The sequence below is a fragment of the Halomonas sp. Y3 genome, assembly GCF_024137965.1.
In the GTDB taxonomy this organism is placed as follows: domain Bacteria; phylum Pseudomonadota; class Gammaproteobacteria; order Pseudomonadales; family Halomonadaceae; genus Halomonas; species Halomonas mongoliensis.
Genome location: NZ_CP099975.1, coordinates 1807483 through 1821507 on the forward strand (window position 1 = coordinate 1807483; position 14025 = coordinate 1821507).

The following is a 14025-nucleotide window of genomic DNA, read 5'->3' on the forward strand; positions in this document are numbered from 1 at the left end:
CATGAGCGAGCTTCCCGCACCCCAGAGTCACCGCTGGCAGCCCCTGCGCTGTGGCCTGGTGGAGATCTTCTACTACGACGAGGAGGTCTTTCACTTCCACGACGGGCGGCTGCTGCTGCGCGGCAACAACGGTACCGGCAAGTCCAAGGTGATGGCGCTGACTCTGCCATTTCTGCTCGACGGCCAGCTGATTCCCTCCCGGGTGGAGCCCGATGGCGATAGCGCCAAGCGCATGGAGTGGAACCTGCTGGTGGGCGAGTATCAGGAGCGTCTGGGCTACACCTGGCTGGAGTTCGGGCGCCTGGGGGATGACGGCCCCGAGACCTTTACCGTGGGCTGTGGGCTCAAGGCGGTGGCCGGGCGGCCGGTACGCTCCTGGTTCTTTACCACGCCTCAGCGCATCGGGCGTGACCTCTTCCTGGTCGAGAAGGGGCGCAGCCTGAGCCGCGAGCGGCTCGGCCAGGCCCTGGGCAGCCTTGGGCAGCTTTATGATCGCGCGGCGGACTACCGGCGCGCCATCGACGAGACGCTCTTTCATCTGGGGGAGCAGCGCTACGGGGCGCTGCTCGACCTGCTGCTGCAGCTGCGCCAGCCCCAGCTGGCCAAGAAGCCCGACCCCAATCGCCTCTCCCAGGCGCTCAGCGATGCCCTGCCGCCGCTGGGGCGTGGGCTGATCGCCGAGGTGGCTGAGTCCTATCGCGGCCTGGATGTCTATCGCGAGGAGATTCAGGGGCTGGAGGAGACGGCCGGGGCCGTGGAGGCCTTTCTCGGCCATTACCGCCACTATGCCGGCATTGCGGTGCGCCGCCGTGCCGACTTCCTGACCGGCGCTCACGCCGAGTATGAGCGGGTGCGCCTGCAGCTGGGCCGTGATCGTCAGGCGCATCAGGAGGCCCAGGCGAGTCGCGAGGCCCTGGGGAAATCTCGCGAGGCGCTTGATGAGCAGCAGCGAGAGCTGGCGGCACGCCAGCGCACCCTGGAGTCCAGCGACGCCATGCGCTCGGCGGAGGCGCTGGGCAACGCCGACGAGCTGGCCCGCCAGCGCCGCGCCAGGGCCGATCTGGAAAGCCGGCGGCTGGCGAGAGAGCGTGAGAGCGACCGTCGCGCCGAATCCCGTCTTGTGGAGGCCGATGATGCCCTGGAGAGCGGCGCTGCCGCGCTGGAGGCGCGCCGCGAGGCGAGCGATCTCCTCGCCGATGCGGCGGGGGTGGGCAGCGATCACCGTCGACACGTCGCCGCACGCTTATCGGGTGAGGAGGGCGAGCAGGCGCCCTCCGATGCGCAGGACGTGGCGGCGCTGCAGCAGGCGCTGCGGGACCTGCATCGTCGCCGCGAGGAGGGGGTGGCCCACCTCAATCGCCGACTCGACGAGGTGGGGCGCGCCGAGCAAGCCTACCAACGGGTGGAGGATGAGACGCGCCGGGAGGAGGAGACCCTGGCAAGCCGCGAGGAGGAGTGGCAGGAGGCGACAGGGGCTCGAGCCGAGGCCGCAGAGACCCTTCAGGTCGGCTGGCGCGAGCATCTCGCCGCCCTCGAGGAGCTGAACCCCGAGGACCCCGAGGCGCTGCTCGCCGAGCTCGCCCCCTGGTGTGATCACCTGAGCGGCGATGACCCCGCCGAAGCAGGGCTCTCGACCGCGCGGGACGCTCGTCGTGAAGCCCTGGGCCGGCAGCGCCACGGGCTGGCCAGCCGCCGGGCGTTGCTGGAGGGCGAGCGCGCCGAGCTGGAGGCGGAGCGCCAACGGCTGGAAACGGGAGAGATGCGGGTGCCGCCGGCGCCGCATACCCGGAACGCAGGGAGCCGCGAAGCGCGTCCGGGGGCGCCGCTCTGGCAGCTGGTGGACTTTCAGCCAGACCTGGAAGCCGACCAGCGCGCCGGCCTGGAGGCGGCCCTGGAGGCCTCGGGCCTGCTGGATGCCTGGGTGATGCCGGACGGCGAGCTGCTCGCCCCCGACACCTGGGATACCCTGCTCACGCCACTGGACGGTGGCGCCACGCGGCCGGGGGAGGAGAGTCTGTCCACCGCTCTTCGTCCCGATCTGCCCGATAACGCTCCAGTGTCGAGAGACACCGTCGAGGCCCTGCTGTCCGGCATCGGCCTGGGCGTCTCCGAGGCCTCTGCCTGGGTGAGCCCTGGCGGCGCCTGGCGGCTGGGTCCGCTCCGTGGGGCCTGGGGCAAGGACGAGGCGCTCTATATCGGTCACGCCGCCCGGGAGTCGGCCCGCCAGCGCCGGCTGGCGGAGATTGCTAAGGCGCTGGAGGTGCTGGCCGCAGAGGGCACCGAGATCGCCGCCGAGCTTGAGCATCTCCAGGCGCGCCTCGAGGTCGCCGAACGGGAGTGGCAGCAGCGTCCCATGGCCCAGGCCCTGCGTGACGCCCACGCTGCCGAGGCGGCTGCTCGGCGCGCTCGAGACACCCAGGCCGAGCGCCTGGAACAGGCCCGGGCAAGGCGTGAAGAGGCCCGGGAGGCGCTGGAAGCCCTGCGCGGCGAGCTCTATCTCGCCGCCGAGGACCTGCGACTGCCCGCCGAGCGCGAGCCTTTGGCCCGCCTTCAGAAGGTGCTCAACGACTACCGGCTCGCCATCAGCGAGCTGACGCAGGCGGTCACGGCCTGGCAGCAGGCCAGGCGCCGCCTCGACGAAGTCCGCGCAGAGCGACGGGCAGCGCGAGAGACGCTGGCCCAGGCCGAGCAGGAGCACGCCGAGGCCGAGGAACAGGCCCGGGAGGCCGAGGTGCGTCGGGATACCCTGCGCGACACCATGGGCGCCGAGGTGCAGGAGCTGGAGCGTCAGCTGGCGGCGCTTCAGGAGCGTCGCGAGGCGCTGACCCGGGAGCAGCGCGAGCTTGCCGCACGCTACGAGGCCCTGCTCGGCGAGGCGGCGCGCCTGGCCGAGAAGGTGGCCCACGGTGAGGAGCGCCTGGCCGAACTGGATGAGCGCCGGGGCGAGCGGATCGACGACTTCCGGGCCCTGGTGGAAGAGGGGCTGTTGCGCGTGGCCGCCCCTGAACGCTTCATGGAGCAGGAGCCCCCGACCTCCTGGGCAGCGGATCCCGCCGTGCGCCTGGCCCGGGCCGCCGCCCAGGCCACCGCCGGCATCGATGCCGACGACGAGCGCTGGCATGCCCACCAGGGGCGACTGCACGAGCATATCAAGCGGCTCACCGACGTGCTCTCCCGCGGCGGGCACGACTGCATCGCCGAGGCCCGGGACGACCTGCTGCTGGTGCGTATCGTCTTCCAGGGGCGGCGGCAGGATCCCGATGCCCTGCATCGCCAGCTCAACGACGAGATTGCTCAGCGCCAGGCGCTGCTCAATGCCCGGGAGCGGGAGCTCTTGGAAAACTACCTGATCGACGAGGTGGCCAGCCACATCCAGGAGCGCATCACCGATACCGAGCGTCACGTACGCGAGATGAATGGCGAGCTGGAGAGCCGTCCCACCAGCACCGGCATGCGCCTGCGCATCCGCTGGCAACCTCTTGCCGAGGGACAGAGCGCCGGCGGCATGACGGCGCCGGCGGGACTGGAGGACGTCTGTCAGCGGCTGCGGCGCCAGGCCCTGGACGCCTGGTCGGCGGAGGATCGTCGGGTGGTGGGGGACTTCCTGCGCCGGCGTATCGAGGAGGCCCGGGCCAGCGACGAGGGCGGCGCCCTGCAGGAGATCCTCGAGCGCGCCCTGGACTACCGCTTCTGGCACCGCTTCGTGGTGGAGCGTCATCAGAACGGCCAGTGGCGCCCCGCCTATGGTCCGGCCTCCGGCGGTGAACGGGCCCTCGTGATCACCCTGCCGCTGTTCGCCGCCGCGGCCAGCCACTATGGCAGCGCCCATGAGCAGGCGCCGCGCCTGGTGATGCTCGACGAGGTGTTCGCGGGGATCGACGATGACGCTCGGGCCAAGAGCATGGGGCTGCTGGCCCAGTTCGACCTCGATGCGGTGATGACCTCGGAGCGGGAGTGGGGCTGCTACCCGGACGTGCCGGGGCTGGCCATCGCCCAGCTGGTGCGCCGCGAAGGGGTCGATGCCGTGCACGTCACCCGCTGGAAATGGGATGGCAAGCGCCGAGTCCGCGACAAGACTCCCGTCAGTCAGGTCCGCGAGCCGCGGCGCGAGGTCGCGGATGTCGAATCTGCGGGCGGCATGGATAGCCTGTTCTGATGCCTGTGCCGGTCGATATCGAACGTCTGAAGCGCCTGCTGGGCGGGCCGGGGTTGGCTCGCCTCCGCCAGCGTCTGGCGCGCAAACTGCTGCGCGAAGACGGTGGCCGCCTGACCCTGAGCCGGGTCAGTGACCTCGAGCGCGCCGCCGTGGAGCGCCTGATAGGGCGGCCTGCACGGCAGGGAAAGTCCTTGAGCGTGGACCTCGAGGCCCTTTCTCATGCCCTGGCACGATCCGGGGTGGCGAAGGATCTGCGCACCGCCCTGGAGGCGCTGGATGGACCGCTGGTGGATCCACGAGCGGCTCGTGACGCCTCTCGCCAGCGCTGGAACACCCTGCTGGCGGCCTTTCGTTCCGAAGCCGAGCGGCTGGGGGTGAGCGCCTGGTTGGATGACCTGCGCCGTGGCGGCCAGCTCAAGCGCCTGGCAGGCGGCAGCGAAGGGCAGGGGAGGCGCCTGCTGGAGCAGGCTCTTGCCGTGCTCGAGCGGCTGCCGGCCAGCGGCATGGCCCTGAGCACCCTGGCCGCCGAGTGCCTGGGCGATGCCCATGCCCTGGATGCCGGGCGCCCGGTCTCGGCTCTGGTGCGCCGCGCCCTGGCCCGCCACTGGCGCGGAGGCGTGGCGCTGGCCAATCCCGATGAGCGCTCGATCTGGGCCCATGCCGGAGTGCTGCTCGGCGGCGATGTCACCAGTGCCGTCTTGACGCTGCGTCTGCCGGTGCAGGGAGGCGACGGTCTGGAGATGGCGCTAGCGGACTACCGGCGGCTGGCCGAGCCCGCCTGGCTCACCCTGCGTCAGCTGCTGCGCTACCCGCCTGCCTGGGATCTCGAAGGGTGCGATGTCTTCGTCTGCGAGAACCCCGCGGTGCTGGCCGAGGCCGCCGAGCGGCTGGGCGGCGATGCCGCGCCCATGGTGGTCACCTGGGGGCGTCCCAATGCGGCCGTGCTCACCCTGCTCGAACAGCTGGAGGCCGCCGGCGCCACGCTGCACTACCATGGTGATCTCGACTGGCCCGGTATCGGCATTGCCAACGCCCTGCTGTCGCGTTTTGCCATGGGCCCCTGGCGAATGGGGGCGGAGGACCTGGCGGCCTGCGCGCACCTTCCGGGCAGGCCGCTGGAGGGCAGGCCCCTCGAGGCCCTTTGGGACGCCTCTCTGCGTGCCGCCATGGAGCAGCGTGGCCGGGCACTGCACGAGGAACAACTGATCGAGACCCTGCTTGAAGACCTCCGGGAATCGGTAGGTCGTGCCTAGTTGCCCGCCGCCGAGTGTTCTGGTCAAGTCGTAGCGGACACTTTTATTAAGCTGCTTCCGCGATTTTCTCGATCTCCCTCGGCGTGTGGTAGCCAAGGGTCGAGTGGAGCCGGCAGCTGTTGTACTCCATCTCGATATAGGTCACGACGTCGCGCCTCGCTGACTGGCGGGTCCAATACCGCTGTCCCTCCAGCCATTCGCTCTTCAGAGAGCCGAAGAAGCGCTCCATGACCGCATTGTCCCAACAGTTCCCCTTGCGGCTCATGGAGGCCTGGAACCCGTGCTTTGCCAGTCGTTCGCGATACGCACGAGAGGCGTACTGGCTGCCGCGATCCGAGTGGTGAAGCACGCCTCGGGGAGGCTGTCGGCGGCCAATTGCCATCTCCAGGGCGTCCAGGGTGAGTGACGTCTTCATATGGTCGGCCATGGCCCAGCCGATGACCTGTCGGTCGTAGAGGTCCAGCACGGCCGCCAGGTACAACCAGCCTTCCAAGGTCCAAATGGCAGTGATGTCGGCCACCCACGCCTGATTGGGCTCAGGCACCGTGAACTGCCGCTTGAGCAGGTTGGGAGCCACTGGCAGCCCGTGGTCGCTGTCCGTCGTATGCCGGTAGCGGCGACGCTGTCGGCAGGCGACACCCGCTTCCTGCATCAGGCTACGCGCCTGATAACGACCGACCGTATGACCTCTGCGACGGAGTTTCTTAGCCATTCGCCGGCTCCCATAGCTACCACGTTTCTGATCGTGGATGTCCTTGACCTCCCGGTGCAGGCACTGGCGCTGCTCATCGGGTTCACGCTGACGCCAGGCATAGAAGCCACTGCGGCTGACGTCCATGACACGGCACAGCACCGCCACTGGGAAGTAGGCCTTCTCCGACTCGATGAACTGGTATCTCAGCTCGACTCTCTCGCGAAGAAGGCCGTGGCCTTTTTTAAAACCTCCTTTTCAATCCGCAACTTACGAACTTCTTCGCGAAGTTTCATGATCTCGGCATCCCGCTCATCTGCCTGGTCGTCAGTCACACCATCCTCCCGGTCACGTTGCTGGCGACACCAGCGATCCAGCAGGCTGCGATCGATATCCAGCCGCCTGGCAGCCTCGGAGATGGCATAACCCTCTCCTCGCACCATGTTGACCGCCTCAGCCTTGAATTCGTCGGAGTACCGACGTCGCGTTTTCTTGGTCATGAACACCTCCAATGCCTCCAGTATGAGGCTTACCGGGGTGTCCGCTCCAATTAGACCAGTTCATGGCGCGGCTGGGTCTTGTCAGCGACTGGACAGCCAACCAGCGCACCCTGCTGCAAATCAGCCACGCCGATGCCCTGAAAGGGGAGGAGGGCCGCCGCAGCCACTGGCAGCTGCAGCACCGCCTGGCCCTGGGTAAGCGCCTGGATGCTCGCCTCGGCATCGAGGGCGACGACGATGCCCAGGAAGTGAGCCTGGGGCTCTCGTGGTATTTCTGAGCCGGCCGGATGAAATCGAGCCCTTTCCCCATGTCGGGTCGAGTATTGTCAGGCCATCATGGGGCTTGGTCATCAGGCCCTGAGCTGTGCGTAGGCAAAGTCCAGCAGCCGCTGGTAGTCACGCTGGCGTATCACGCTCTCGACGATGCCGGCGTCCAGGTTCAGGTAGTCATGCACCAGGGCGTTGCGCAGGCCGATGACCTTGTTCCAGGGGGTGCCGCTGTCGTCATGGCCGAGGCGCTGCAGCTTGGCGAAGGCCTGCCTTGCCTCGCTGGGCACTGCTTGCCCCAGTGCCTTCAGGCGCTGCTTGGCGATGCCGATGCAGGCCTCGGTCAGCAGCTGCAGGTTGCGTTCGGCGGCACGATAGAGCAGCGGGCTCAGCCCGCTCGGCTGCGTGGCGGCTTGCGAGAGCAGCTCCAGCTCCTCGGCGAGGGTGGCCAGATGCTCCCGCATGGCGTCAATGTATTCGCGTTCCATAAGAGGTTGGCTCGGTCGGTCAGGCGAAATGGCGCTGGTGGTATAGGTGGTCGATCTCCCACATCGAGCCGATTCGCTGTTCCTCTCGAACCAGCCTCAGGCGATCGTTGGCCTGAAGCACGTACCCGGTGCGGATGATGGCATGCGCCAGGGTCAGCGGCGCCAGGTTGATGTCCACTATCGAGAGCCGGCCCTCCGCCAGGCCTAGAGCATCCTGCCAGGCTTGCGCCAGGAGCTCGGGGCGCAGGCGCCGCTCCAGCGGGTCTTTCTCGAATTCCCGGAAGGCGACGGCCAGATCAAAGTCGCTAGCTGGCGTCGCGGTGCCCTTGGCCCGCGAGCCATAGAGCCACAGCACGGCAATCGCGTCGCTGCGAGACGCCAGGTCGGCCAGAGCATTCTGGATGGCGGTGGAATCCTGCATGGGGCCTGCCTTGGCAATCGGCTGAGGAAGCTTGCGGCAGTCTAGCATTCGGCGAAGTGAATCTATACTCGTCGACGGTACGTACCAACGGGCCCTGAGGCTGAGCCGTCGCCGAACCGGAAAAACAGGTGGCCTGAATGACCTCAGAGGCGACAGATTTCTTGACAACTGCCGCCTTCATGTGATCGACCGCCCCCCCCCACTGGCACGGCCTAATGGGGGAGGGGGTAGCCCTCGGCAATCGACAACATGTGCAACATATTGAACATGTCTGATATCTATGCTATCGTGAGCACAATGCAATGACCGTGGAGAAGTGCCATGAGGGTCGTGTCCTTTACCGAAGCAAGAAACGGGCTAAAGAGCGTGCTGGACAGTGTGATTAACGATGCCGATACGGCCATCATTACACGTCGAGACTCTGAAGATGCCGTCGTGATGTCACTCGATTACTACAACAGCCTGATGGAAACCGTGCACCTGCTTCGCTCCCCAGCGAATGCGGCACATCTGAACAAATCGATTGAGCAGTACCGTTCAGGAAAAGTCGTTGAGCGTAAGTTGCTCGATGATGATGAGTAATCGACTGCTGTGCTGGACGGATGAGTCATGGCGTGATTATGTCTATTGGCAACGTCAAGATAAGAAAACGCTAAAGAGAATCAATAAGCTAATAGCGGACGTCAAGCGCTCGCCGTTTGAAGGTATTGGTAAGCCCGAGCCACTAAAGGAGAACCTGTCCGGTTTTTGGTCTCGACGCATTGACGAATCAAACCGACTGGTTTACGTGGTGGAGGAGTCTTCGATCACGATCCTCTCTTGCAGGTACCACTATTGAATCTTGATAGTTTCGCGCAAGTTTGGCGTGGTGACTGCTCCCAGCCTGGGTGGGCGAGGGTTCACGCGGATTTTTGCTGAGAAGGTGCCTGGGGGGGCAAAAGCTGAGAATGCTCTGCAGACCTCTATGGAGTCTGCGATGCTACACTGGCGCTCTGCTGCACCGTCGCACCTGGAGGCGCCATGTCCACCCTCGCTCGCAAGAAGCTGCCCATCGGTATTCAGACCTTCGCCGATATCATTGAGGGCGGCTACTACTACGTCGACAAGACCCCGCTGATCCATCGGCTGGTGGAAGAGGGCAAGTACTACTTCCTCTCGCGCCCGCGGCGCTTCGGCAAGAGCCTGCTGCTGGATACCCTGGCTTGCCTCTTCGAGGGGCGCGAGGCGCTGTTCCGCGGGCTCTATATCCACGACAAGTGGGAGTGGCAGCGCCGCCATCCGGTGATCCGGCTGAGCTTTGGCGATGGCGTGCTGCAGAGCCGCGAGGCGCTGGATGTTCGCATCCGCGACCAGCTGTTCCGGGAGCGTGAGCGCCTGGGGGTATCGCTGAATCGCGAGACCGACATCGCCGGGGAGTTCTCGGCGCTGATTCGCGACGCCCACGCCCGACATGGCGAACGCGTCGTGGTGCTGATCGACGAGTATGACAAGCCGATCCTCGACAACCTGCTGGAGGCCGAGCGCGCCCGCGAGCTGCGCGAGGGGCTGAAGAACCTCTATAGCGTGCTCAAGGATGCCGACCCGCACCTGGCTTTCGTGCTGCTCACCGGCGTTTCCAAGTTCAGCAAGGTGAGCCTCTTCTCGGGGCTGAACAATCTCAACGACATCACCCTGGATGCTCCCTACGCCACCCTCTGCGGCTATACCGATGCCGATCTCGAGACGGTGTTCGCGGCAGAGCTGCCGGGGCTGGATCGTGAGGCGATCCGCCACTGGTACAACGGCTACCGCTGGGGCGGGGAGAACGTGACATCGGTCTACAACCCCTTCGATGTGCTGCTGCTGTTTCAGAAACGCCAGTTTGGGCCCTACTGGTTCGAGAGCGCCACGCCGACGTTTCTGGTGGAGCTGCTCCGGCAGCGGGGCGTGTTCACGCCGGCCCTGACCGCCTGGCATAGTCGGCCGGCGCTGCTGGGGCGTTTCGATGTGGACGATATCGCCACCGAGGCGCTGCTCTTTCAGGCGGGCTACCTGACGCTCCACGAGATGCGCGAAGAGATTCCTAACCGGCCGTTCTATCGCCTGGGCTTCCCCAACCAGGAGGTGGAGATGAGCCTCAACGAGGCGCTGCTGCCGGTGCTGGGGCTGAACGATGATGCCCAGGATGAGCTGATACTGCGGCTGCCGGGCCTGCTCAGAGAGGCCGACTTCGCAGGGCTGGAGAGCTACTTCAAGGCGCTGTATGCCGGCCTGCCTCACGACTGGTACCGCAATAACCCGATTGCGAAATATGAAGGACACTCTTTCTCACAGGTCTACGCCAGTGTCTTCTACAGCCACTTCGCCGCCCTGGGGGTGCGGGTCACGGTGGAGGATGCCAGCCACCGCGGCCGGGTGGACATGACCGTGGAGGCCTTCGGGCAGCTCTACCTGTTCGAATTCAAGGTGGTGGAGCAGCTGCCTGAGGGCAGTGCCCTTGCGCAGCTCAAGGCCAAAGGCTACGCCGACAAGTACCGCGACCGGGGTATGCCGATCTACCTGGTGGGCGTGGAGTTCTCGAAGGAGCAGCGCCAGATCGCGGCCTTCGAGACGGAGGCGCAGCAACGGTGAGCGTGGGGGATCGTGGTAGCATTATGTTCTCCGTAACATCGACCTCAAGGAGCCAATGTGTCAGCGCGTTATCCTGAAGACCCTGCCCTGGACCTGTTCTTGGCTCTGATCGAGGTTGATTGGCCGACTGCCTTTGATGCCGCCACCCTGTCGCGTGGCCTGGGGTACGCCCATAAGGGGCGTGTATATGGCGGGGTCAACCTGCAGGTCGGCAAAGACATGCTGGGGATACACGGGCGGGTGGCTGGGGGGCGCAAGCAGGCCTACATGACGCAGGTCTATCTTGACCCCAAGGGGCTCGACAAGGGGCTCTTTACCCTCTGCAACTGCCCGGTCGGCGTGCGCTGCAAGCATGCGGTGGCGCTGATCGAGACCTTCATGGAGCAGATGGCCGAGGAGGGTGGCACCTTGCAGGAGCAAAGCCCTGAGCCTTCTCCCGGTTCGCCCCCCGCACCGCCGCTCGCCAAGCGGTCGGCGACGTCCGAGCTGGCGTCGGCCAGGCGCGAGCGCTTGAAGCGCGACTGGGAATCGTGGCTGCAGCGGGCGGATCGACCAGTCGTGCAGGAGGAGCCTGACGGCAAGCGCGTCGGCGCCGAGTATCGCCTCGCACTGTTTCTGAGCGCGCCCGGTGGCTATCGTGAGCCGGTGCTGCGGGTGGTACCGGTGTGGGTGCGTCCGTCGCGCCAGAGCCGCCGCCATTCGGGGTGGGTGGCGCCGCGGATCATCGAGGCGGACCACGGCCTGGTGCCCGCGCCCGAGGATGGATGGCCTGCGGCCCAGGAGGAGGCCCTGACACTTCTCCTGCATGGCCCGCAGGCGTCCACCTGGATGTCCGGTCAGATGCGCCGTGCGGCTGTCATTGACCAGCCTCTTCAGGGGCGGGCACTGTGGAACCTGCTGGAAGGCGATGAGCCACCGCTGCTGTTTCATGAAAAGCAGACAGGCCCACCCCTTGAGCTGGGTCCCGCCGGGCAGTTGGCGCCTCGCTGGCAGCCGGATGAGGCGGGGGTGCAGCATCTAAAGCTGGCCACGCAGCCGGAGGGGCTGCTCTCGCAGGAGGCGATAGTGCTACGTACCGGGCGCGAGCTGTGCTACCTGGATGTGGAGCAGCGCCGGTTCGGTCGCCTGGCCGGCAGTCCCGAGTGGCTCAAGCGGGTGGCGCAGGCGCCGCCGCTACCCCCCGAGATGTGCGACTGGCTTGCCGAGCGCCTGGGCAAGACATCGGCGCTGGCCGAGACGTTGCCGGTGCCGCATCGTGTCGAGGAGCGCCAGCTTGATGATGTGGCGCCGCGGCTCAAGGTCACCATGCAGGTTGCCGCGGGGCAGCTGGGCTTTCGTGACGGTGCTCCGCTGCCGCGCTGGGTCGAGGTCGGCGCGGCGGTGGTGGGATTTGACTATGCCGGTATCGAGGTGGCCCCGGAGCCTGGTGACTGGGTGCAGGGGTATCGTGATGGCCAGCGACTCAATATCAAGCGTGATGCCGAGGCGGAGCTGGCACTGGTGCGCAGCCTGCCGCCGGGCATGGTGACCCTGGAGCGACTGCGTGAGCTCGAGCTGGTGCCGGCCTATCTGAAGCTGCCTGGATGGTCGCTGCTGCTGCCGAATGCCGAAGGCCCCCCTTCCACTATTCTCGAATGGTCGACCCACTTGGCCGGCCCGGATGGCTGGTGGGAGATGATCGCCCGGTTGCGGCAGGCCGGTTGCCTGGTTCACTTCAGCGACGACTTCCCCGAGGAGCCGACCTACGTCGAACCGGATGACTGGTACGGCGAACTGGAGCCGGCCGGTAATGGCTGGTTCGACCTGGCGCTGGATATCGAAGTGGAAGGCGAGCGCCTCAACCTGCTACCGATCCTGCGCCGCCTGTTTCGGGATCCCGGCTTCCCGCTGGAGCCCGCCGAGGACGAAGCCGAGGACGCCAGCTGGACGCTGCCCCTGGCGGAGAACCGCCGCCTGGTAATGCCGCTCTCGCGCCTGCGCTCGCTGATGGCGCCGATCCTGGATTGGCTCAGCGACGAGAGTGACCCGGAGGCTGCGCTGCGTTTACCGGTGACCGCCGCCGAGAAGGTCGCGCCGCTTGCCGAGCACGAGCGCTGGGCGGGCCGTGAGGACGTCACCGCCTTGGCCAGCCGCCTGCGCGCACTGCCCGCCAGCCTGCCGGCTCCCCCAGGCTTTACCGGGGAGCTGCGCGACTACCAGGCCCGCGGCATCGCCTGGATGCGCTTTCTCTCCGAGCTGGGCACCGGCGGCATCCTGGCCGACGACATGGGCCTGGGCAAGACCGTCCAGGTATTGGCGCATCTGCTCGATGAGCGCGCCCGCGGGGCGCTGACCCGCTCGACCCTGGTGGTGGCGCCCACCAGCCTGGTGGGCAACTGGTGCGCCGAGGCTGAACGCTTCGCCCCCGAGCTCAACGTCGTCGCCCTGCAGGGGGGCAAGGCTCAGCGCGAGCGCCAGTTCGAGGAGGCGCTTCCCAATGCCGACCTCGCGGTGACCACCTATGCGTTGCTGATCCGCGATCTCGAGCGCCTGCGCGAGCACGACTTCGGCCTGCTGGTGCTGGACGAGGCCCAGGCGATCAAGAACGCCGCCAGCCAGACCGCGCGGGCGGTGCGCGAGCTCAATGTGGCCCGCGCCATCGCCATGACCGGCACGCCACTGGAGAACCACCTAGGTGAGCTGTGGGCGCAGCTCGACGCCGTGGCCCCCGGTGCCCTGGGCAGCCAGCAGTGGTTCGGTCAGCGCTTTCGCACCCCCATCGAAAAAGAGGGCGACGTCGAACTGCGCCAGCGGCTCTCCCGGCGCATCGCCCCGCTGATGCTGCGCCGGACCAAGCAGCAGGTACTCGCCGAGTTGCCGGAGAAGACCGAGACCCGCCGCGAGGTCACCCTGAGCGGCGCCCAGCGCGAGCTCTATGAGAGCCTGCGCCTGGCCCAGCACCAGCGGGTGCAGCAGGCGGTGGCCGAGCGCGGTCTGGCCGGTTCCGGCATCGTGATGCTCGATGCGCTGCTCAAGCTGCGCCAGGTGTGCTGCGACCCGCGGCTGGTCAAACTGGAGAGCGTGCGCAAGACGAAGCGCTCGGCCAAGCTGGAGCAACTGCGCGAGCTGGTGGGGCCGTTGGTGGAGGAGGGGAGGCGCATCCTGATCTTCTCCCAGTTTACCGAGATGCTCACGCTGATCGGTGAGGCCCTGGAGAAGGACGGCATCCCCTTCACCACCCTGACCGGCGACACGCCGGGCAAGACCCGCACGCAGCGCGTGGCGCTGTTTCAGCAGGGCGAGATCCCGGTGTTTCTGATCAGCCTCAAGGCCGGCGGCACCGGGCTCAACCTCACCGCAGCAGACACCGTGATCCACTACGACCCCTGGTGGAATCCGGCGGTGGAGGCCCAGGCCACCGGCCGCGCTCACCGCATGGGCCAGCAGAACCCGGTGTTCGTCTACAAGCTGGTATGCGCCGGCACCGTGGAAGAGCGCATCCTCGACCTGCAGGCGCGCAAGGCTGACCTCGCCGCCTCGATCCTCGAGGGCGGTGCCGAGCACAAGAGCGACGGCCCGCTGTTCGATGAGGAGGACTTGGCGCTGCTCTTTGCTCCGGTGGCATAGGAAGGGCAGTGTCGGGCCAACAAGGAAACGAAT

Annotated in this window: 9 protein-coding genes and 1 pseudogene; 7 read left to right on the top strand and 3 right to left on the bottom strand. The window is 66.8% G+C overall.

The features are described from left to right. The first annotated feature begins 1 nt into the window (after nt 1). Complete coding sequence (locus tag NHL60_RS08610) at nt 2–4156, top strand: TIGR02680 family protein (RefSeq protein ID WP_253451443.1); 4155 nt, start codon at nt 2–4, stop codon at nt 4154–4156. Then, on the top strand, nt 4156–5409 hold the full coding sequence (locus NHL60_RS08615; RefSeq protein ID WP_253451445.1) for a TIGR02679 family protein: 1254 nt from the start codon (nt 4156–4158) through the stop codon (nt 5407–5409). Before NHL60_RS08610 ends, NHL60_RS08615 begins: the two co-directional genes overlap by 1 nt. Before the next feature lie 46 nt (nt 5410–5455). Here the strand turns inward: NHL60_RS08615 and NHL60_RS08620 are convergent. After that, nucleotides 5456–6600, bottom strand: a pseudogene (locus NHL60_RS08620) (IS3-like element ISPa133 family transposase). Nucleotides 6601–6662: 62 nt separating this feature from the next. Here NHL60_RS08620 and NHL60_RS08625 point away from each other — a divergent pair. After that, on the top strand, nt 6663–6878 hold the full coding sequence (locus NHL60_RS08625; protein WP_253451447.1) for a hypothetical protein: 216 nt from the start codon (nt 6663–6665) through the stop codon (nt 6876–6878). A 72-nt stretch (nt 6879–6950) separates the two neighbouring features. On the opposite strand, the gene NHL60_RS08630 is transcribed toward NHL60_RS08625, so the two are convergent. Beyond that, nucleotides 6951–7355 carry a DUF86 domain-containing protein gene (locus NHL60_RS08630; RefSeq protein WP_253451449.1) on the bottom strand — a complete coding sequence of 135 codons (405 nt, stop codon included), beginning with the start codon at nt 7353–7355 and terminating at the stop codon, nt 6951–6953. A 19-nt stretch (nt 7356–7374) separates the two neighbouring features. Beyond that, the gene (locus NHL60_RS08635) at nt 7375–7776 is read right to left on the bottom strand and encodes a nucleotidyltransferase domain-containing protein (RefSeq protein WP_253451451.1); all 402 of its coding nucleotides are present in this window, start codon (nt 7774–7776) and stop codon (nt 7375–7377) included. Nucleotides 7777–8097: 321 nt separating this feature from the next. Here NHL60_RS08635 and NHL60_RS08640 point away from each other — a divergent pair, with 321 nt between their 5' ends. The 4 genes from NHL60_RS08640 to NHL60_RS08655 all read left to right on the top strand — a co-directional run bounded on the left by NHL60_RS08640 (nt 8098) and on the right by NHL60_RS08655 (nt 13992). Next, on the top strand, nt 8098–8358 hold the full coding sequence (locus tag NHL60_RS08640) for a type II toxin-antitoxin system Phd/YefM family antitoxin (RefSeq protein ID WP_253451453.1): 261 nt from the start codon (nt 8098–8100) through the stop codon (nt 8356–8358). Further along, complete coding sequence (locus NHL60_RS08645) at nt 8351–8614, top strand: Txe/YoeB family addiction module toxin (RefSeq protein ID WP_253451455.1); 264 nt, start codon at nt 8351–8353, stop codon at nt 8612–8614. Before NHL60_RS08640 ends, NHL60_RS08645 begins: the two co-directional genes overlap by 8 nt. A 182-nt stretch (nt 8615–8796) precedes the next feature. Further along, on the top strand, nt 8797–10386 hold the full coding sequence (locus NHL60_RS08650; RefSeq protein WP_253451457.1) for an ATP-binding protein: 1590 nt from the start codon (nt 8797–8799) through the stop codon (nt 10384–10386). 267 nt (nt 10387–10653) lie between these two features. Continuing rightward, a complete protein-coding gene (locus NHL60_RS08655) occupies nt 10654–13992 on the top strand; it encodes a DEAD/DEAH box helicase (RefSeq protein WP_253451459.1) in 3339 nt (1112 codons plus the stop codon). Nucleotides 13993–14025 lie beyond the last annotated feature (33 nt).